This is a genomic window from Pseudomonas sp. RC10-4-2, assembly GCF_050433085.1.
GTDB classification, from domain to species: Bacteria; Pseudomonadota; Gammaproteobacteria; order Pseudomonadales; family Pseudomonadaceae; genus Pseudomonas; species Pseudomonas aeruginosa.
In genome coordinates this window covers 158,784-176,207 of record NZ_JBNPXX010000007.1, presented here as the reverse complement: position 1 = coordinate 176,207, position 17,424 = coordinate 158,784, and the positions used below count along the sequence as shown (strand labels likewise).

24 protein-coding genes and 1 pseudogene are annotated in these 17,424 nt (G+C 65.7%); 24 read left to right on the top strand and 1 reads right to left on the bottom strand.

Annotation, left to right across the window (positions count from 1 at the left end; translation table 11 throughout):
• Position 1: 1 nt before the first annotated feature.
• From FHW81_RS26975 to FHW81_RS26925, 11 genes and pseudogenes are all read left to right on the top strand, one after another.
• On the top strand, positions 2–703 hold the full coding sequence (locus FHW81_RS26975) for a terminase endonuclease subunit (RefSeq protein ID WP_023083461.1): 702 nt from the start codon (positions 2–4) through the stop codon (positions 701–703).
• 103 nt (positions 704–806) lie between these two features.
• On the top strand, positions 807–1,268 hold the full coding sequence (locus FHW81_RS26970) for a head completion/stabilization protein (RefSeq protein WP_093976158.1): 462 nt from the start codon (positions 807–809) through the stop codon (positions 1,266–1,268).
• A complete protein-coding gene (locus FHW81_RS26965; protein ID WP_003098378.1) occupies positions 1,268–1,480 on the top strand; it encodes a tail protein X in 213 nt (70 codons plus the stop codon). The genes FHW81_RS26970 and FHW81_RS26965 overlap by 1 nt, the downstream gene beginning before the upstream one ends.
• Before the next feature lie 24 nt (positions 1,481–1,504).
• The gene (locus FHW81_RS26960; RefSeq protein ID WP_003098379.1) at positions 1,505–1,858 is read left to right on the top strand and encodes a putative holin; all 354 of its coding nucleotides are present in this window, start codon (positions 1,505–1,507) and stop codon (positions 1,856–1,858) included.
• A gap of 1 nt (position 1,859) precedes the next feature.
• Entirely contained in the window at positions 1,860–2,132 is a 273-nt protein-coding gene (locus FHW81_RS26955) for a phage holin family protein (protein WP_003098380.1), read from the top strand.
• Positions 2,129–2,935, top strand: coding sequence for an N-acetylmuramidase domain-containing protein (locus tag FHW81_RS26950; RefSeq protein WP_093976157.1), 807 nt, complete (start codon positions 2,129–2,131; stop codon positions 2,933–2,935). The genes FHW81_RS26955 and FHW81_RS26950 overlap by 4 nt, the downstream gene beginning before the upstream one ends.
• Positions 2,936–2,988: 53 nt before the next feature.
• A complete protein-coding gene (locus tag FHW81_RS26945; RefSeq protein WP_073663037.1) occupies positions 2,989–3,174 on the top strand; it encodes a hypothetical protein in 186 nt (61 codons plus the stop codon).
• Positions 3,171–3,533: pseudogene (gene lysB / locus FHW81_RS26940) on the top strand (Rz-like lysis system protein LysB); the annotation flags it as partial. The gene FHW81_RS26945 and the pseudogene lysB, both read left to right, overlap by 4 nt.
• The gene (gene lysC / locus FHW81_RS26935; RefSeq protein ID WP_231272048.1) at positions 3,457–3,726 is read left to right on the top strand and encodes an Rz1-like lysis system protein LysC; all 270 of its coding nucleotides are present in this window, start codon (positions 3,457–3,459) and stop codon (positions 3,724–3,726) included. The pseudogene lysB and the gene lysC, both read left to right, overlap by 77 nt.
• Positions 3,710–4,246, top strand: coding sequence for a phage tail protein (locus FHW81_RS26930; RefSeq protein WP_016852031.1), 537 nt, complete (start codon positions 3,710–3,712; stop codon positions 4,244–4,246). Before lysC ends, FHW81_RS26930 begins: the two co-directional genes overlap by 17 nt.
• Complete coding sequence (locus FHW81_RS26925; protein WP_023089204.1) at positions 4,239–4,697, top strand: phage virion morphogenesis protein; 459 nt, start codon at positions 4,239–4,241, stop codon at positions 4,695–4,697. The genes FHW81_RS26930 and FHW81_RS26925 overlap by 8 nt, the downstream gene beginning before the upstream one ends.
• A gap of 9 nt (positions 4,698–4,706) precedes the next feature.
• Here FHW81_RS26925 and FHW81_RS26920 read toward each other — a convergent pair whose 3' ends face one another.
• Positions 4,707–5,135, bottom strand: coding sequence for a helix-turn-helix domain-containing protein (locus FHW81_RS26920; protein WP_126130390.1), 429 nt, complete (start codon positions 5,133–5,135; stop codon positions 4,707–4,709).
• A gap of 177 nt (positions 5,136–5,312) precedes the next feature.
• Here FHW81_RS26920 and FHW81_RS26915 point away from each other — a divergent pair, with 177 nt between their 5' ends.
• The 13 genes from FHW81_RS26915 to FHW81_RS26855 all read left to right on the top strand — a co-directional run bounded on the left by FHW81_RS26915 (position 5,313) and on the right by FHW81_RS26855 (position 17,312).
• On the top strand, positions 5,313–5,885 hold the full coding sequence (locus FHW81_RS26915) for a phage baseplate assembly protein V (RefSeq protein WP_093976154.1): 573 nt from the start codon (positions 5,313–5,315) through the stop codon (positions 5,883–5,885).
• Entirely contained in the window at positions 5,882–6,226 is a 345-nt protein-coding gene (locus FHW81_RS26910) for a GPW/gp25 family protein (protein ID WP_023089207.1), read from the top strand. The genes FHW81_RS26915 and FHW81_RS26910 overlap by 4 nt, the downstream gene beginning before the upstream one ends.
• Positions 6,223–7,137, top strand: coding sequence for a baseplate assembly protein (locus FHW81_RS26905; RefSeq protein ID WP_034000714.1), 915 nt, complete (start codon positions 6,223–6,225; stop codon positions 7,135–7,137). Before FHW81_RS26910 ends, FHW81_RS26905 begins: the two co-directional genes overlap by 4 nt.
• Positions 7,137–7,673, top strand: coding sequence for a phage tail protein I (locus FHW81_RS26900; protein ID WP_128549616.1), 537 nt, complete (start codon positions 7,137–7,139; stop codon positions 7,671–7,673). The genes FHW81_RS26905 and FHW81_RS26900 overlap by 1 nt, the downstream gene beginning before the upstream one ends.
• A 1-nt stretch (position 7,674) precedes the next feature.
• Positions 7,675–10,032, top strand: coding sequence for a phage tail protein (locus FHW81_RS26895; RefSeq protein WP_093976152.1), 2,358 nt, complete (start codon positions 7,675–7,677; stop codon positions 10,030–10,032).
• Positions 10,029–10,493, top strand: coding sequence for a phage tail assembly chaperone (locus FHW81_RS26890; RefSeq protein ID WP_128549617.1), 465 nt, complete (start codon positions 10,029–10,031; stop codon positions 10,491–10,493). The genes FHW81_RS26895 and FHW81_RS26890 overlap by 4 nt, the downstream gene beginning before the upstream one ends.
• Before the next feature lie 90 nt (positions 10,494–10,583).
• A complete protein-coding gene (locus tag FHW81_RS26885; RefSeq protein ID WP_042158936.1) occupies positions 10,584–11,759 on the top strand; it encodes a phage tail sheath protein in 1,176 nt (391 codons plus the stop codon).
• Positions 11,760–11,815: 56 nt separating this feature from the next.
• Positions 11,816–12,331 carry a phage major tail tube protein gene (locus tag FHW81_RS26880; protein ID WP_016852040.1) on the top strand — a complete coding sequence of 172 codons (516 nt, stop codon included), beginning with the start codon at positions 11,816–11,818 and terminating at the stop codon, positions 12,329–12,331.
• Between the two features lie 54 nt (positions 12,332–12,385).
• Entirely contained in the window at positions 12,386–12,715 is a 330-nt protein-coding gene (locus FHW81_RS26875; protein WP_023083449.1) for a phage tail assembly protein, read from the top strand.
• Positions 12,716–12,723: 8 nt separating this feature from the next.
• Positions 12,724–12,843 carry a GpE family phage tail protein gene (locus FHW81_RS26870; RefSeq protein WP_003098394.1) on the top strand — a complete coding sequence of 40 codons (120 nt, stop codon included), beginning with the start codon at positions 12,724–12,726 and terminating at the stop codon, positions 12,841–12,843.
• The gene (locus FHW81_RS26865; RefSeq protein WP_093976149.1) at positions 12,833–15,592 is read left to right on the top strand and encodes a phage tail tape measure protein; all 2,760 of its coding nucleotides are present in this window, start codon (positions 12,833–12,835) and stop codon (positions 15,590–15,592) included. Before FHW81_RS26870 ends, FHW81_RS26865 begins: the two co-directional genes overlap by 11 nt.
• Positions 15,593–15,597: 5 nt before the next feature.
• Complete coding sequence (locus tag FHW81_RS26860; RefSeq protein WP_015967206.1) at positions 15,598–16,038, top strand: phage tail protein; 441 nt, start codon at positions 15,598–15,600, stop codon at positions 16,036–16,038.
• The gene (locus tag FHW81_RS26855) at positions 16,035–17,312 is read left to right on the top strand and encodes a phage late control D family protein (protein WP_128549619.1); all 1,278 of its coding nucleotides are present in this window, start codon (positions 16,035–16,037) and stop codon (positions 17,310–17,312) included. Before FHW81_RS26860 ends, FHW81_RS26855 begins: the two co-directional genes overlap by 4 nt.
• Positions 17,313–17,424 lie beyond the last annotated feature (112 nt).

Below are 17,424 nucleotides of genomic sequence, written 5' to 3'. Positions count from 1 at the left end.
CATGGCCTTCAGTCCCGCCAAGGCGCACTTCCTGCGCGTGACCGCCGCTCAAGAGGCGGCGGCCACTGCCCCGCACCAGGGCATGGAAGGCGCGAACGCCTATGAGCTGCAGCTCGCCCAGCTGTATCAGGATCGTAGCCGCCTGAAGAACATCCAGTCCGGCGAAGGTAAGGCAGCGCTCAAGGTCGAGTTGCTGCCGGCCTACCAGCCGTACATTTCCGGCGTGCTGCAGGCCGGCAAGGGCGCCCAGGACGAGGTGATCACCACCGTCATGCTCTGGCGCATCGATGCCGGCGATTACGCCGGCGCCCTGGACATCGCCGACTACGTGCTCGCACACGACCTGGTCATGCCCGACCGCTTCGCGCGTACCGCCGGCTGCGTCATCGCCGAAGAGATCGCCGAGGCCGCGCTCAAGGCACAGAAGACCGGCGGCAGTTTCGACCTTGCGACCTTGCATCGCACCCTCCTGCTCACCGACCAGGCCGACATGCCCGACGAAGCCCGCGCGAAGCTCTACCTCGCCGCCGGCCATGCCACCCTGGAAGGCCTTTCTGTGGAGAGCCCCGGTCAACCCGGGCAGGTGCAAGCCGGCATCGATCTGCTCAAGCGCGCGATCCAGCTGCACGACAAGTGCGGCGGGAAGAAGGATTTGGAGGCCGCCGAACGGCTCCAGAAGAAACTGACCGCCTCTGGCGGTTGACCGAGCGTACCCCGCGCCCCGCCGGCTCGGGGCCGATCTGCCAGGTCCTCTCCTTCCTGAGCAGTGACGCCCCGACCACCGGCGACCTCAAGCGAGCAGCAGCATGAGCGGATTCATCGCCAACGGCCCGGTCCCGAGCGGGCACATCAACAGCGATCCCTTCTGGCCCACCATCGAGCTCGAGCATGTGCGGGCGAACCTGCGCATCGACTCCAGCGTCGATCCGGCGCGCCTCGAAGTCGCGGTCATTGCCGCGGTGATCAGCGTCAACCGCGAGCTGCGGACCTGGCGCCTTGAGAAGAGCGCGGCCGGCTATGCCGACCTCGCCCAGGTGCCGTCCGACAAGGTGCGGGACACCTCCGAACTGGTGCAGCTGTATCTGCGCGCAGTGCAGTCTGCCACCGCTGCCGAAGTGGCCGAGCGCTACCGCTGGTACGACACCACCACCAGCGGCAATGACAAGGCCCAGGACATCGCAACCACCATCGACGACTACCGCCGCGACCAGCGCTGGGCGATCCGCGACTTTCTCAAGCGTCCCCGCACAACGGTGGAGCTGATCTGATGGCCGCCGTCGCGATCGCCCACCAGAACGACACCGTCGAGGCGCTGTGCTGGCGGCACTACGGCCGCACCGCCGGCGTGACCGAGGCGGTCCTCGAGGCGAACCACGGCCTGGCCGACCACGGCCCCACCCTCCCCCCTGGCCTCAAGGTCACCATGCCGGACATTCCGACAGCCGCCCCGGAACGGCAGATGGTGAACCTATGGGACTGACCACTTTGCAAGGAACCACCCCGCATGGCTGACCTCACCACCACCGCCACGGCCGGCGCCATCATGGGCCTCGGCCTGGGCGTAACCCTTCCGGTTGACGGCGGCATGCTGTTCGGCGCCCTGCTCGGCGCCTGGCTGGCCACCGGCACGAAGCAGGACCTGAAGGCCTGGTCGCGTCTGCTATCGCTGATCCTGCCGACCTGCGTCGGCTACCTGTTCGCCGATGTTGCCCTCGCCCGTGTGCCCTGGCTGACCAACCTGGCCTTCTCTGCCTTCGTCTGCGCCCTGGTGGTCATTCCTCTCAGCCTCAAGGCGGTCGCCTGGGTCGACAAGGTCGACTTCGACGACCTGTGGCGCCGCATCCGAGGAGGTCGCTGACATGCTCATGACTACCGTTCCATTGATCGCCGCCCTGGCCTACATCGCCGCCGCGCTGCGCCTGGTCTGCTACCAGCGCTGCGGCGCCCGCTTCCGCCGCAGCGTCTCGTTGCTCGCCAGCCTGCTCGGCGCATCCATGGCCATCTGCGGCCTGGAAATCCTGCTCTACCGCCCACCGGTCAGTATCTGGCACGCCATCGTCGCTGCCCTGCTGTGCCTGCTGATCTTCCGTTCCCGCGGCAACGTCGCCGCCCTGCTGAGGCCATCCGCATGACCCTTCGATATGGTGATCGTTCTCAAGAGGTCCGCCAGCTTCAGCGTCGACTGAACACCTGGGCCGGCGCCAACCTCTACGAGGACGGCCACTTCGGCGCCGCCACTGAGGACGCGGTGCGCGCCTTCCAGCGCTCGCATGGCCTGGTCGCCGATGGCATCGCCGGCCCGAAGACCCTGGCCGCTCTCGGCGGAGCTGATTGCTCGCACCTGCTGCAGAACGCCGACCTCGTCGCCGCCGCAACTCGCCTCGGCCTGCCGCTGGCGACGATCTATGCGGTCAATCAGGTCGAGTCGAACGGCCAGGGGTTCCTGGGCAACGGCAAGCCGGCAATCCTGTTCGAACGCCACATCATGTACCGCCGTCTCGCCGCCCACGATCAGGTCACCGCCGACCAGTTGGCCGCACAGTTCCCCGCGCTGGTGAATCCTCGCCCGGGCGGCTATGCCGGCGGAACCGCCGAGCACCAGCGCCTGGCGAACGCTCGCCAGATCGACGATACCGCCGCACTGGAGTCGGCCAGTTGGGGAGCCTTCCAGATCATGGGTTTCCACTGGCAACGCCTGGGCTACATCAGCGTGCAGGCCTTCGCCGAGGCCATGGGGCGCAGCGAGTCGGCTCAGTTCGAAGCGTTCGTCCGCTTCATCGACACCGACCCGGCGCTACACAAGGCGCTGAAGGCTCGCAAATGGGCCGACTTCGCCCGCCTCTACAACGGCCCCGACTACAAGCGGAACCTCTACGACGTGAAGCTTGAGCATGCCTATAAACAGCACACCGAAGCGCACAAGGAGACGATATGAGAACCGGCGCGCAGTCTGGGGAGCACTTCCCCTACAAGGAGCTTCTGGAGCGCATGACCAAGCTGTCTCCGACTGGTTGTGTGGCCGTGGTACTACCGCGCGACACACCGATGGAGGACTGCCAAAAGATGGCCGACGCGCTCAAGCATGTGATGGCTGTTCCTCCGCTGGTCATCTGCGGTGACGTGCAGTCCCTGGATGAAGCGGCCATGAACGCCGCCGGCTGGTACCGAAAATGACGATTCTCCGCCAGGCCCTATACGGCGCCGCCCTGCTCAGCGCCCTCGGCCTGCTCCTGTGGGTGCAGCATCAGCGCATCGACCTGGCGCAGGCCCGCCTGGCCCAGGCCGAGTTGGCGAGGAAAGCCAGCGACGCCCAACTTTCCCGCCAGGCCGGCACCATCACGGCCCTCGAGGCCGCCCTTTCCCGCGAGCGTCAGGCCCAGGCCGATCTGGACCAACAGCGGCAGCAGCTGCGCCAGGCGCTGGCCATCCGCGAACGCTTGATCGAGGACCTGAAACGTGACGATGAACCCTATCGCCAGTGGGCTGATCAGCCTCTGCCTGATGTTGCTCGCCGGCTGCAACAGCGCCCCGCTATCACCGGAGCGGCCGCTTACCATCAGTGGCTGTCCCGCCGTGACGCCCTGCAGCCTGGAGTCAGCGGGACCGAAGGACAACGGCGGCCTACAGACTGAAGTCGAGCGTATCGGCCTGGCCTGGGCCGAGTGCGCCGCGAAGGTCGACATGATCATCAGCACCCAAGGGGCTACCCATGAACAAGCCCGATAGCCTGAAGGCGCATCTGCTCGCCGCCGTGCCGGAACTCAGGAACAACGGCGACCGCCTGGTGATATTCATCGACAACGGCCGGGTCCGCAGCACCTCGGCCGAGAGCCTGTCCTTCGAATACGCCTATGACCTGCAGGTGATCCTCACCGACTTCGCCGGGCACCCCGACAGCGTGTTTCTGCCGCTGCTCGGCTGGCTGCTGGTGAACCAGTCGGATCTGCTGGCCAACCTCACCAAGGTGCAGGACGGCATCACCTTCGAGGCCGACATGCTCGACCGCAGCAAGGTCGACCTCGGTATCGTCCTGCCACTGACCGAGCGTGTCGTCGTCAAGCGCCGCGAGGATGGCCGCTACGATGTGAGTCACCCGGAAGAGCCCCAGCTCACCGAGGCCATCGAGGTCGATGGGCCGATGCAGATGCTCGCCAACGGCGAGCTGCTGGCCGAGTGGACGCCGCCGACGCCCACCGAGGCCGTCATGCTCGAGACGCCGCAGATCAGGCGCCCGGCCAATGGCTGACAGCCTCGAGGCTCTGGAAGACTGGGCAGGGCCGATTCTCCGCGCCCTCGAGCCAGGCCCTCGTGCTGCCCTGGCGCGTTCGCTCGCCCGCGATCTACGGCGCAGCCAGCAGAAGCGCGTAATGGCACAGCGCAACCCCGACGGAAGCGCCTACGAGCCACGCAAGAAACGCGAACTGCGCGGCAAGCAGGGCCGTATTCGGCGCAAGATCAAGATGTTCCAGAAGCTGCGCACGGTGCGCTATCTGCGCGCCAAGGGCGACGCCCAGGCAATTACGGTTTCCTTCGCTGGTCGGATCGCACGCATCGCGCGGGTTCACCAGTACGGGCTGAGGGACCGTGCTGAGCCTGGCGCTCCTGAAGTCCAATATGCGCAGCGCTCCCTTCTAGGGTTCACCGCCGCGGATCTAGACAGCATCCGCAGCGGTGTCCTAAAGCATCTCCCCCCCTGACATTCAATATCAATCCCACTGCCGATGGCGCTCGGCAAATTTCAGTACGTGTTCGTTGTAAGGCTTCAGGTTGAAGCGAGTGCGGTGAATGTACTGGCGGCCAGTCTCGCGACTCACAGCCATGGAGCTGATTTCATATTCCCCCGGTCCTTGCTCCGTGAGGTTCAGGAAGGTGTCACTCGAAACGACATCCAACGGCGCTTGGTTATCGTCAACAACCACAAGCAGCTCGCGCTCATCAGTCGGAGTGATGCCATGGGTGATCTTGTAAACAAAGAGTTCCCAGGACGCTTCCGGCATTTCGCGCTGGCCGGACTCCCAAAGTTCCCAGGTGCGTTTGGATACATGTACCAACTGCGCAGCTTCCGCTGTGCTAGCTCCGAGAACTGATCGCGCTTTACGCGCTAACTCTCCCCTTTTCGCAGAATTGCTGCTCATAAAAACCCTCCTGGGCATCATTGATTAACCGCTCAAAACAAGCGGACATAGAAAAAAATACGCCATAATCACAATCCTGCGCAAGGGCGAATTTTTGTTCATATAAAACCTTTGTACGCAAGGCTCGTACAAGCCCCGCTGCCCGCATCCTTTCCCATAACAGCACATGCTTGGCGCATGGCTGACTTTGCAACCCTCTCCCGTCTGATCGAGAACCTGATCCGCCTTGGCACAATCGCCGCGGTGGACCATGCCGCGCAGCGCGTCCGTGTATTGACCGGTGACCTGCTGACCGGCTGGCTGCCCTGGGCATCGCCGCGGGCCGGCGCCGACCGCGAATGGAACGCCCCTACCCTGAACGAGCAGGTACTGCTCTTCAGCCCATCCGGGCAGACCGCCAATGGCGTGGTCCTGACCGGCTTGTTCAGTGACCTGATCCCGCCCAACGGCGACCGCGGCGCCCTGCATCGCATCACCTACCGCGACGGCGCGGTGATTGAGTACGACAGCGCAGCCCACCACCTGCGCGCAGTTCTTCCCGCCGGCGGTACCACCGAGCTCATCAGCGACGGCGGCATCCGCATCGTCGGCGACATCACCCACCAGGGCGACTACATCCAGACCGGCAACCAGACCGTTACCGGCAAGGTCACCGTGAGCGTCGACGTGATCGCCAAGGGCATCAGCCTGGTCGGTCATACCCACGGCGGCGTCATGCCAGGCGGCGCTACAACGGGGAAACCGCAATGAACGCCCATACCGGCGGCGCCATCGACCGCTTGGCACACATCCGCCAGGCGATCGCCGACATCCTCACCACTCGCATCGGTACCCGCGTCATGCGACGCGAATACGGCAGCCAGTTGCCGGAGCTGATCGATGCTCCGTTCAACGACACCACCCGCCTGCAGGTCTATGCCGCCACCGCCATGGCCCTCATGCGCTGGGAACCGCGCATCCGCCTGAGCCGTGTCCAGATCACCGGCCAGAACCTGGCCGGCCAGGTGCTCATGGAGATTGACGCCACCCTGGTGGACAGCAACGAGCCACACAACCTGAGCATCCCCCTGCAGATGGGCGCCAGCGCATGACAACGAACTTCGTCGCCATCGACCTCAGCCAGTTGCCGCCACCACACGCGGTGGAGCAACTGGACTACGAGCAGATACTCGCCGAGCGCAAGGCCTACGCCATCAGCCTCTGGCCGGAGGATCAGCAGGCGGAAATCGCCGCCCGCCTCGCCCTGGAGTCCGAACCGCTGACCAAGCTGCTCGAGGAAAACGCATACCGCGAAATGCTCTGGCGCCAGCGGGTCAACGAGGCGGCTCTCGCCAACATGCTGGCCAGCGCCCAGGGCGCCGACCTCGACCAGCTCGCCGCCAACTACAACGTCAGGCGCTTGGTCATCCAGCCCGGAGATCCGTCGAAGGTGCCGCCCGTGCCGGAACTGCTGGAGTCCGACGACAGCCTACGCGAGCGCGCGCAGATGGCCTGGGAAGGCCTCAGCACCGCGGGACCGCGTAACAGCTACATCTTCCACGCCCGCGCCGCCGACGGTCGCGTCGGCGATGCCTCGGCCGTCAGCCCATCGCCTGCCGTTGTCGTGGTGACGGTGCAGGCCGCCCAGGGCAACGGCAGCGCCCCGGCGGACCTGCTGGCCATCGTCGACGCCTACCTCAACGACGCCGACCGTCGCCCCGTCGCTGATCGCCTCACAGTCCAGTCCGCCCAGGTGCTTGAGTACCGCATCGACGCGACGCTCTACCTGGCCACCATCGGCCCGGAGTCCGAGCCGATACTCGATGCCGCCCGGGCCCGCTTGACGGCCTACGTCCATCAGCGTCGACGCCTGGGCATGGAAGTGTCCGAATCAGCGGTGCATGCGGCCCTCCACGTGGAAGGCGTGCGCAAGGTCACGCTCAGCAACTGGTCGGACATCGCCGCCACACCAGCCCAGGCGCCCTACTGCACCGGAATTACGCTGACGCTGGGGGATGAGTGATGCCCAGCTTGCTCCCATGCAACGCCACCGAACTTGAGCGCCTGGCCGCCGAAGCCCTGGCGCAGATCGAACGGGTACCGATCCCATTGCGCCAACTGTGGAACCCCACCACCTGCCCGGTCGCCCTTCTCCCATACCTGGCCTGGGCGTTCTCCGTCGATCGCTGGGACAGCACCTGGCCGGAGCGTGTGAAGCGCCAGGTCATTCGGGATGCCTACCTCGTCCACTCCCACAAGGGAACCTTGAGCGCCCTGCGCCGTGTGGTCGAGCCCGTCGGCTCGCTGACCGACATCCTCGAGTGGTGGCAACAGACCCCCGCCGGCGTCCCCGGCACCTTCGAAATCACCGTCGACGTCAGCGACAACGGTCTCGACGAGGAGACCGTGCTCGAGCTCGAGCGCCTGCTCGACGACGTGCGCCCAGTCAGCCGACACCTGATCCGCCTGGACCTGCGCATCACGCCGGACATCCTGGCCCGCCACGGTCTGGCGACGATCGACGGCGACACCCTGGAAATCAGCCCCTGGAAGCAGTGATATGACGACTCCCAAGTACGGCGGCCTGCTCACCGACATCGGCGCGGCAGCGCTGATCGCGGCGAGCGAAGCCGGGAAGAAGTGGCAGCCCACCCATATGCTCATCGGTGACGCCGGCGGCGCGCCCGGCGAGACGGCTGACCCCATCCCCTCGGCCGCTCAGACCAAGCTGATCCGCCAGCGCTACCGCGCTCAACTGAACCGTCTGTTCGTCTCCGAGCAAAGCGCAAACGTGCTGGTCGCCGAGCTGGTACTGCCGATGGCCATCGGCGGCTTCTGGATACGGGAGATCGGCCTCGAGGACGCCGACGGGAAGTTCGTGGCGGTCGCCAACTGCCCGCCCAGCTTCAAGGCCAGCGTCGAGAGCGGGAGCGCGCGCACCCAGACCATCCGCGTGCAGATCATCCTATCCGGCATGGAGCACGTCGAACTGATCATCGACGACGGCATCGTCTACGCCACCCAGGACTGGGTGACGGCGAAGGTTGCCGCGGACTTCAAGGGACGCAAGGTGCTGGCCGGCAACGGCCTGGTCGGCGGTGGCGATTTGTCTGCGGATCGCACCATCGCCTTGCCAGCCTCCGGCGTGGGTGCCGGCACCTACCGTGCGGTCACCGTCAACGCCAATGGCATCGTCACCGCCGGCAGCAACCCGACCACGCTGGGCGGCTACGGCATCACTGACGCACTGCATGCCAGCGAGGCGGTCACTACCCCGACGGCGAACAAGCTGCTCAGGCTGAACGCGGCCGGGCTACTACCGGCCTCGATTACGGGCAACGCAGCCACTGCCAGCCGGCTTGCAGCGCCCATCACGCTCAGCGCGAGCGGCGATGCAACGTGGTCAGCTCGGTTCGATGGAGCCACAAACGTCAACGGAGTCCTGACGCTGGCCAACTCCGGCGTCACCGCCGGGACCTACGCGAAAGTCACGGTGAACGCCAAAGGACTGGTTACCGGAGCCACTGGGCTTGTAGCGAGTGATATTCCGGCCCTTGATGCCGGAAAAATCACCTCCGGCATCTTACCTGCTGCCAGAGGCGGTACCGGCAATGGTATTGGTCAGGCTGCAACGGCGGTCAAACTCGCCGCCCCTCGTACGATCTACCTCGGTGGGGACGCCAGCGGCTCGACAACGTTCGACGGTAGCGCGAACGCTGGAATCACGGTCACGCTGGCGAACTCGGGTGTAAATGCCGGCTCCTACCCCAAAGTCACTGTTAACGCCAAGGGGCTGGTTACCGGTGGCGGTGGACTGACGGCAGCGGACATTCCTGCGTTGGATGCTTCGAAGACTGCTACCGGCCGACTCGATCTTGAGCGCTTGCCGTTGGTCTCTCAGGGACTGGCCACGGCTGTGCATACCAGCGTTGATCCCAACTCGGTAGTCATTCCGCTTGTGCTGACCAACCACGCGAATGGCCCAGTGGCTGGCCGCTACTACTACATCCAGACGATGTTCTACCCGAGCGTCGAAGGCAACGCGACGCAGATCGCAACCGGCTATGCCGGCGTGGCTGATATGTACGTTCGTTATGCCTACGGCTCCCCCGCAACGACCGATCCTTCGAAGCGAGAGTGGTCAGCCTGGGTCCGCTGCGATCTGGGAGGGGCGTTCGCTCATGCGCCGGATGGCGTACTGGGTGGCGGAGTCAACTTGGATTCAATGATTGCGTCGGGCTGGTGGCATCAACCGTTCAGCGCCAACGCACAGAACGGCGCGAACTATCCGGTTGGCGAGGCCGGCATATTGACGGTGCATGCTCCAACCTCCTCGATGATCTATCAGACCTATCGTGGCTATGCCGCTGGCGGTCTGTACTGGCGCTGCAGATACAACGGCACCTGGGGAGGATGGTTCCGGGCATGGGACTCCGGCAACTTCAACCCATCAAACTACTTGGCGAAGTCGGAATACTCCTGGGCGTCCTTGCCTGGGAAGCCCGCGACGTTTCCACCCACGGCACACATCCACGACGCCAGCCAGATTACGTCTGGCATCCTGCCGCTGGCTCGAGGCGGCCTTGGGGCGAACAATGCCACGACGGCGCGTAGCAACATCGGAGCCGGCACCATCGCCACAGCATCCTTGGGAGCAAGCGGTTGGTGGAGGGACAACGATACGGGTTACATCCGGCAATGGGGCCGGGTGACTGTGCCTGGTGATGGTACCGCGGCGATCACCTTCCCCATCGCGTTCCCGAATGTCTGCTTGGGCGGGTTCGCTGGCCAAACTGCGAATTTCCACCCAGGAACCGACGCGAGCACCTCGTTCTATAACCCGTCGACGACAGGTGCAACTTTGGAAAACGGGTATCAATTCCAGGCGGTTTTGCTTTGGGAGGCATTCGGTCGATGAGCGCTAGCTATGTTTTCTCGCCTTCCGTGCGGGTGTTCTACCCCGTGTCCTTGCGCGAGGTCTACGAGGCCGGGATCGGCTGGCCGGATGACGGCGTCCCCATCAGCGATGAAGTACACGCCCGCATTCTGCTAGAACAGGAGAATGGCCGTGTGATCTGCGCGGACGCCGATGGACAGCCAGCAACGAAAGAACCACCGCCGCCCACAGAGGAGGCGCAAGCCGCGATTGAGCGCAACTGGCGCGACCGCCAGCTCGTCGACACCGACGCCCTGGTCGCCCGTCACCGCGACGAGCTCGAGGTTGGTACCACGACGCTCAGCGCGGAGCAGTACCAGGCGCTGCAGGCCTACCGCCGCCAACTGCGCGACTGGCCGGAGTCCGGTGAGTTTCCGCTCGCAGAACACCGGCCGACCGCACCAGACTGGCTCGACGCCCTCTTCGCAGATGGCGTCTTGTAGCTTCCCGCCCTACAAGCTTCCCGCCTCGCCCCATCGCCGCGCGCGCGGCAGCCTGTGCAGTGTCATCCAACCACTGCACAGGCACACCCAATGGCCGCTGACCAATACCATCACGGTGTCCGGGTCCAAGAGATCAATGACGGGACCCGCCCCATTCGCACCATCGCCACCGCGATCATCGGCCTGGTAGCCACCGCCGAAGACGCCGACGCCACCGCCTTTCCACTCGATACTCCGGTACTCATCACCAACGTGCAGGCTGCCATCGGCAAGGCGGGCACCAGCGGTACGCTGCCCGCAAGCCTGCAGGCAATCGCCGACCAGGCCAACGCCGCCACTGTGGTGGTGCGGGTGAAGCCGGGTGAGGATGAAGCCGCGACCAACAGCGCGGTCATCGGCGGCGTCAGCGCCGAAGGCAAGTACACCGGCATGAAGGCCTTGCTTGCCGCCAAGGCCCGCTTGGGCGTGGTACCGCGCATCCTCGGCGCGCCGGGCCTGGATACCCAGCCGGTCGCTACCGCACTCATCGCCATCTCCCAGCAGTTGCGTGGCTTCGCCTACGTCTCCGCAAACGGCTGCAAGACCAAGGAAGAGGCTACCGCTTACCGCGAGAACTTCGCCGCGCGCGAAGCCATGGTGATCTGGCCGGACTTCCTGACTTGGAGCACCGTGGTCAACCAGACCGTACCTGCGCCAGCTGTTGCCCAGGCCCTGGGCTTGCGCGCCCGGATCGATCAGGAGGTCGGTTGGCACAAGACACTGTCGAACGTCGCCGTCAACGGCGTGACCGGCATCAGCGCCGACGTGTTCTGGGACCTGCAGAGCCCCAGCACCGACGCCAACTACCTCAACGAGAACGAGGTCACCACCTTGGTGCAGGAAGGGGGATTCCGTTTCTGGGGTTCGCGCACCTGCAGCGATGATCCGCTGTTCGCCTTCGAGAACTACACCCGCACCGCCCAAGTGCTAGCCGACACCATCGCCGAAGCGCATATGTGGGCGGTCGACAAGCCCATGCACCCGTCGCTGGTGCGCGACATCCTCGAGGGCGTGAACGCAAAATTCCGCGAACTCAAGGGGCTCGGCCTGATCATCGATGCCCAAGCCTGGTACGACCCCAGCATGAACGACAAGGACACGCTCAAGGCCGGCAAGCTGCGCATCGCCTACGACTACACCCCGGTGCCGCCGCTCGAGGACCTGACCTTCTTCCAGAAGATCACCGACAGCTACCTCGTCGACTTCGCCAGCCGCGTCAACGCCTGACGCCCAGCGCTCCCCGGACGGGGAGCCGACCCACCTGATTCCCGGAGAGCCCCACAATGGCCATGCCGCGCAAGCTCAAGAACATGAACCTCTTCAACGACGGCGGTAGCTACCAGGGCCTCGTGAAGTCCTGCACCCTGCCCCCGCTGGCCCGCAAGATGGAGGCCTTCCGCGGGGGCGGCATGAACGGCCCGGTCAAGGCCGACCTCGGCCACGACGACGACGGCATCCAGTTTGAGTGGACCGTCGGGGGCCTGGAGCTGACCGTCCTCAAGCAGTACGGCGCAGTCAGCGCCAGCGGCGTGATGCTGCGTTTCGCCGGCGCCTACCAGCAGGACGATACCGGCGCGGTCACGTCCGTCGAAATCGTCGTTCGCGGCCGGCACGAGACCATCGAAATGGGTGACGCCCAGCCCGGCGAAGACACCGAGCACAAGATCACCACCACCTGCAGCTACTACAAGCTCGTCGTCAACGGCGAGGAAGTCATCGAGATCGACCTGCTGAACTTCGTCGAGAAGGTCAACGGCAAGGACCTGCTCGAGGCACAGCGCAAGGCCATCGGCCTGTAGTCCCTTCCCGCCGGCCCGACCGGCGGTTTCTCTCCCCCTTGGATACCGACGCCCATGAAAACCGAACAGACTCCCGCTGACCTGCAGAACGCTCCCGACAACGTCGTCACCCTCGACCAGCCAATCAAGCGCGGCGCCCAGTCCATCGAATCGCTCACCCTGCGCAAGCCATCCTCTGGCGAACTGCGCGGCCTGCACCTGCTCGACCTGCTGCAGTTCGACGTGGCTGCGACCATGAAAATCCTGCCGCGCATCAGCCAGCCGACCATCACCGAGCCCGAGGCCGCCGGCATGGACCCAGCCGACCTGCTCGCCTGCGGCCAGGTGATCGCCGGTTTTTTGCTGCAGAAGCGGGCGAAGGCGGCAGCCTCCCTGATCGCGTAGAAAACGCCATGGCCGACCTGGCCGTGACGTTCCACTGGGCGCCGGACCATATGGACCGGCTCTCGCTCACCGAACTGATGGAATGGCGCGAACGCGCCCGGGTACGGAGTTCCGCCGATGGCGAATGACCTGCAGTTGCGCGTGCTGCTCAGCGCGATCGACAGAGCCACCGCTCCCCTGCGTCGCATCATGCAAGGCAGCGACGCGACGGCCCGGGCGCTCAAGGCAACTCGCGAGCGCCTGAAGCAGCTCAACGCTCAGCAGAGCGACGTGCGCGCCTTCCGCACCCAGCGCGGCGCCCTGGATCAGGTCAGCACCGCGCTGGCCGCGCAACAGGCCCGAGTGAAAGCGCTGGCCCAGCAGATGGCCGCCGCCGGCAACCCCACCCGTGCGCTCACCCGCGACTACAACCGGGCCATCCGTGAAGCCGGTTTCCTCAAGCAGCAACACCTGCAGCAGAGCCAAGCCCTGCAGCAACTGCGCACGCGTCTCAGCAACGCCGGCATCAGCACGCGCAACCTCAGCCAGCATGAGCGCGAACTGCGCGCGCAGATCCAGGCGGCCAATGGCGCCATCAACAGCCAGGCGCAGCGCTTACGCAACCTCAGCCAACAGCAGGAGCGCCTAACCCACGCCCGCAACACCTACAGCCGTGGCATCCAGAGCGCTGCCGCGCTGGCCGGCACCGGCATGGCGGCGCGCGCGACGGGCATGTACACCGGCGACAAGCTGCGGCAGATGCTCGGCGTGGGCTACGAGTTCGACGCAACGATGTCGGCCACCCAGGCGGTGACCCGCATCGAGCGCAAGGACGATCCGCAGATGCAGGCGCTGCGGCAACAGGCCCGAACCCTGCCGCTGTCCAGCAAGTTCACCGACAAGGAAGTTGCCCAGGGCCAGTACTTCCTGGGCCGCACCGGCTACAACGCGAAGCAGATCCTCGGCGCCATGCCCGGCATGCTCAACCTGGCCGCCGCGGGCGACATGGACCTCGGCGACACTGCTGACATCGCCTCGAACATCCAGACGGCGATGGGTATTCCGGCCGAGAAGATGGACCAGGTGGCCGACGTACTGACTGCGGCGTTCACCCGGAACAACGTCGACATCCGCATGCTCGGCGACTCGCTGAAGTACTCCGCCGGCGTCGGCCGCGAGTACGGCCAGAGCCTGGAGACGGTCACCACCGCCACGGCTCTGCTCGGCAACGCCGGCGTCCAGGGCAGCATGGCCGGCACCTCGATGCGCTCTGTTCTGACCCGCCTGGGCACGTCCAAGGCGGTAGCCAAGCTGGGCGTCCAGACCAAGGATGCCAACGGCAACATGCGCGACATGCTGGACATCCTGAAGGACATCAACAAGAAGACCGCCGGCATGGGCAACGTACAGAGAGGCGCGATCTTCAAGGACATCGCCGGGCAGTACGCGGTTACCAGCTTCGGCACCCTGATGCGCGCCGTCGAGGGCGGCCAGTTCCAGACCATGCGCGAAAGCCTGAACAACTCCGAAGGCGAGGCCGCCCGGGTCGCGTCCACCCAGCTGGACAACCTCAAGGGCGACATGACAATGCTGCATGCGGCCCTGGAAAACATTTCGGTCGAGCTGTTCGACAAGAACAGCCCCTGGCTGCGCGAACTCGCCGCCGACCTCAGTCACCTGCTGCACAACGCCGGCGAGTTCCTGAAGGCCAACCCGCAAGTCAGCAAGGGCATCGTCATCACCGTCGCCGCGTTCTCAGCGCTGATGGCCACCGTCGGCAGCCTGGCCATCACCCTCGCCGGCATCCTCGGCCCGATGATCGCGGTCCGTTTCATGCTCAGCACCATCGGCATTCGCCTGCCCGGTCTGATCGGCCTGCTGAAATTGCTGTTCGCACCGATCCGCATGCTGGCCGGCCAGTTGATCGGCCCGCTGGTGACCGCCCTGCGCGTCGTGAGCATCGCGCTGTGGGGTCTGGCCGCCAACCCGGTGGTCCTGGCAATTGCCGCCGTCGTGGCGGTGCTGGCCGGCGCCGCGTACCTGATCTATCGCAACTGGGACGCCGTCAAGGCGTACCTGCTGGGGCTGTGGGAAGAGATCAAGGCAGGTTTCGACGGCGGCATCGGGGGCATTCTTTCAACCCTGATGAATTTCAGCCCCCTCGGTCTGATCTACCGTGCGTTCTCCGGCGTCCTGGGCTACCTGGGTATCGATCTACCGGCACGCTTCACCGATTTCGGCAACATGATCGTCCAGGGCCTGGTGAACGGCCTGCTCGCCGGCATCGGGCAGATCAAGCGCGCGGTCCAGCGCGTCGGCGGCGCCGCGATCGACTGGTTCAAGGACAAGCTCGGCATCCATTCACCGTCGCGGGTGTTCGCCGATCTGGGCGGGTTCACCATGGCTGGACTGGCCCAGGGCCTCGGCGCCGGCCAGGCCGGCCCGCTGAGCGTGATTGCACGTATCGGCCAGGGCCTGGTCAACGCAGGGCGCCAGACTGTCGCCGGCCTGGACAGTGAGCTGACCCGAGGCACCCGCCCTACGATCACCCCGCCGGCAGTGGTGACCGAACTGGTCGCGGCCCAACGGCAACGCTCGCCGATGTTCGACCAGCCGTTGCTGGCCATGCTGGGCGACCTGAGCAAGAGCGCCGGCGCCATCGGTGCCCTGGTGCTCGGCGCCAGCGCCCCAGCGCAGGCCATCACCATCGACAACCGTCCCCCGGTCAGCTCGGCGCCAGCGGCAGTCAGCATCGGCGGCGACACCTACTACATCACCATCCAGGCCGGTGCGGGCAGCGACGCCGCAGATCTGAAACGCACGCTCAGCCAACTGCTGGACGAGCGCGAACGCAACAAGGCGGCGCGCCTGCGCGCCCGCCTGCAGGACCGGGAGTAACCACCATGATGCTGTCCCTCGGGATGTTCGTCTTCAGCCTGCACACGCTGGCCTACCAAGAGTTCCAGCGGCAGACCGAGTGGCGACACGCCAGCAGCAGCCGCATCGGTGCCCAGCCGGCGCGCCAGTTCGTCGGTCGCGGCGACGACGCAATCACCCTGCCCGGCGTGCTGCTGCCGGAGCTGGCCGGCAGCGCGTTGAGCCTGGACGTGCTGCGGCAGATGGCTGACACCGGGTCGGCCTGGCCCATGGTCGAGGGCACCGGACGCATCTACGGCCTGTGGGTGATCGAGCGTGTCACCGAGACGCGGACACTCTTCTTCGCCGACGGCACCCCGCGGCGGATCGAGTTCTCCCTCGAGCTCAAGCGCATCGACGACGGACGCACCGATCTGCTCGGCTCGGTCCTCGGTACCGCCGGCAACCTGCTGAGACGCATCCTGTGATCGATGCCGCCCTCGCCCGCGTGACGGGCTACCTGACCAGCGCCGTCGACCAGCTGCAGCGCGACGCCGGCTACCCGGTGCCGGTGTTCCGGCTCACGGTCGACGGCAACGACATCGCCCAGCTCATCAGCCCACGACTGATCGCACTGGACCTGACGGACAATCGCGGCCTCGAGGCCGATCAGTTGAGCGTGACACTCAGCGATCATGACGGGCTGCTCGCGATCCCCCCGCGCGGCGCCGTGCTGCACCTCTGGCTGGGCTGGAGTGACAGCGGACTGGTCGACAAGGGCACCTACACTGTCGACGAAACCGAGCACAGCGGCGCGCCGGACGTGCTCAGCATCCGTGCCCGCTCGGCGGACCTGCGCAAGGGCCTGAAGATCAAGCGCGAGCGCAGTTGGAGCAGCCCGAAGACGCTGGGCGACGTGCTCACCGACATCGCCCTCGGCAACAACCTGAAGCCGGTGCTCGCGCCGGCGCTGGCGGGCCTGCCGATCCTACAGCTGGACCAGGCCAACGAGTCCGACGCCAACCTGCTGACACGCCTGGGCGAGGACTTCGACGCGGTGGCCACCGTGAAAGCCGGCTGCCTGCTCTGCCTGCCGGCCGGTGGCGGCAAGACTGCCAGCGGCCTGGCGCTGCCGCACATCACCCTCACCCGCCAGGATGGCGACCAGCACCGCTACCTGCAGGCCGACCGAGACAGCTACGACGGCGTGCGCGCGTACTTCTACGACGTGAACAGCGCGAAGAAGCAGGAGGCGATCGCCGGCGGCAGGGGCGACAACCTCAAGGACCTGCGCCACACCTACAGCGACCGCCAGAGCGCCCTGCGCGCCGCCCGCGCCGAGTGGAACCGCCTGCAGCGCGGCAGCGCCACACTCAGCTACGTGCTCGCCAAGGGCCGGCCGGACCTGATCCCGGAACTGACCTACACCCTGCGGGGCGTGAAGACGGAGATAGACGCGATCATCTGGTACGGCGGCAATGTGCAGCACAGCCTCAGCGCCGATGGCGGCTACATCACCAGCCTGGAGCTGGAAAGCAAGCTGCCCGAGGACCTGGTCAGCGACCTGGCCGACGACACCGGCGGCGACTACACCGGCATCATCGCCTACTACCGCGACGAGAAGAGCGGGACGGAGAAGACCATCACCGCGGGAGACCAGAACAAGCCGCGCCGCCTGCGCTACCTGTACAGCACCAAGGCCAGCGCGAAGCGGGCTGTCGATCGGGAGTTGAACCGGCTGCAAGTGAGAGGCAGGAGGTGATCGCTCTTCCAGCACACCTTTCCTCCACAGATTGAAGAAACCTAGCTCAGTCATTGTTCGTTGAAACTGGATAGACCATACAGAAAACTTGAACACCTCTCACAGCACCTTT

Excerpts from the sequence above, each read along its gene's own strand:
- FHW81_RS26870 (WP_003098394.1), top strand. The coding sequence starts at position 12,724 with ATGGCCGACCTGGCCGTGACGTTCCACTGGGCGCCGGACCATATGGAC.
- FHW81_RS26895 (WP_093976152.1), top strand. The coding sequence starts at position 7,675 with ATGACGACTCCCAAGTACGGCGGCCTGCTCACCGACATCGGCGCGGCA.
- FHW81_RS26930 (WP_016852031.1), top strand. The coding sequence starts at position 3,710 with ATGAACAAGCCCGATAGCCTGAAGGCGCATCTGCTCGCCGCCGTGCCG.
- FHW81_RS26945 (WP_073663037.1), top strand. The coding sequence starts at position 2,989 with ATGACCAAGCTGTCTCCGACTGGTTGTGTGGCCGTGGTACTACCGCGC.
- FHW81_RS26955 (WP_003098380.1), top strand. The coding sequence starts at position 1,860 with ATGCTCATGACTACCGTTCCATTGATCGCCGCCCTGGCCTACATCGCC.
- FHW81_RS26885 (WP_042158936.1), top strand. The coding sequence starts at position 10,584 with ATGGCCGCTGACCAATACCATCACGGTGTCCGGGTCCAAGAGATCAAT.
- FHW81_RS26960 (WP_003098379.1), top strand. The coding sequence starts at position 1,505 with ATGGCTGACCTCACCACCACCGCCACGGCCGGCGCCATCATGGGCCTC.
- FHW81_RS26950 (WP_093976157.1), top strand. The coding sequence starts at position 2,129 with ATGACCCTTCGATATGGTGATCGTTCTCAAGAGGTCCGCCAGCTTCAG.
- FHW81_RS26910 (WP_023089207.1), top strand. The coding sequence starts at position 5,882 with ATGAACGCCCATACCGGCGGCGCCATCGACCGCTTGGCACACATCCGC.
- FHW81_RS26865 (WP_093976149.1), top strand. The coding sequence starts at position 12,833 with ATGGCGAATGACCTGCAGTTGCGCGTGCTGCTCAGCGCGATCGACAGA.
- FHW81_RS26920 (WP_126130390.1), bottom strand. The coding sequence starts at position 5,135 with ATGAGCAGCAATTCTGCGAAAAGGGGAGAGTTAGCGCGTAAAGCGCGA.
- FHW81_RS26970 (WP_093976158.1), top strand. The coding sequence starts at position 807 with ATGAGCGGATTCATCGCCAACGGCCCGGTCCCGAGCGGGCACATCAAC.
- FHW81_RS26915 (WP_093976154.1), top strand. The coding sequence starts at position 5,313 with ATGGCTGACTTTGCAACCCTCTCCCGTCTGATCGAGAACCTGATCCGC.
- FHW81_RS26925 (WP_023089204.1), top strand. The coding sequence starts at position 4,239 with ATGGCTGACAGCCTCGAGGCTCTGGAAGACTGGGCAGGGCCGATTCTC.
- FHW81_RS26880 (WP_016852040.1), top strand. The coding sequence starts at position 11,816 with ATGGCCATGCCGCGCAAGCTCAAGAACATGAACCTCTTCAACGACGGC.
- FHW81_RS26975 (WP_023083461.1), top strand. The coding sequence starts at position 2 with ATGGCCTTCAGTCCCGCCAAGGCGCACTTCCTGCGCGTGACCGCCGCT.
- FHW81_RS26875 (WP_023083449.1), top strand. The coding sequence starts at position 12,386 with ATGAAAACCGAACAGACTCCCGCTGACCTGCAGAACGCTCCCGACAAC.
- FHW81_RS26890 (WP_128549617.1), top strand. The coding sequence starts at position 10,029 with ATGAGCGCTAGCTATGTTTTCTCGCCTTCCGTGCGGGTGTTCTACCCC.
- FHW81_RS26900 (WP_128549616.1), top strand. The coding sequence starts at position 7,137 with ATGCCCAGCTTGCTCCCATGCAACGCCACCGAACTTGAGCGCCTGGCC.
- FHW81_RS26905 (WP_034000714.1), top strand. The coding sequence starts at position 6,223 with ATGACAACGAACTTCGTCGCCATCGACCTCAGCCAGTTGCCGCCACCA.
- FHW81_RS26965 (WP_003098378.1), top strand. The coding sequence starts at position 1,268 with ATGGCCGCCGTCGCGATCGCCCACCAGAACGACACCGTCGAGGCGCTG.
- FHW81_RS26860 (WP_015967206.1), top strand. The coding sequence starts at position 15,598 with ATGATGCTGTCCCTCGGGATGTTCGTCTTCAGCCTGCACACGCTGGCC.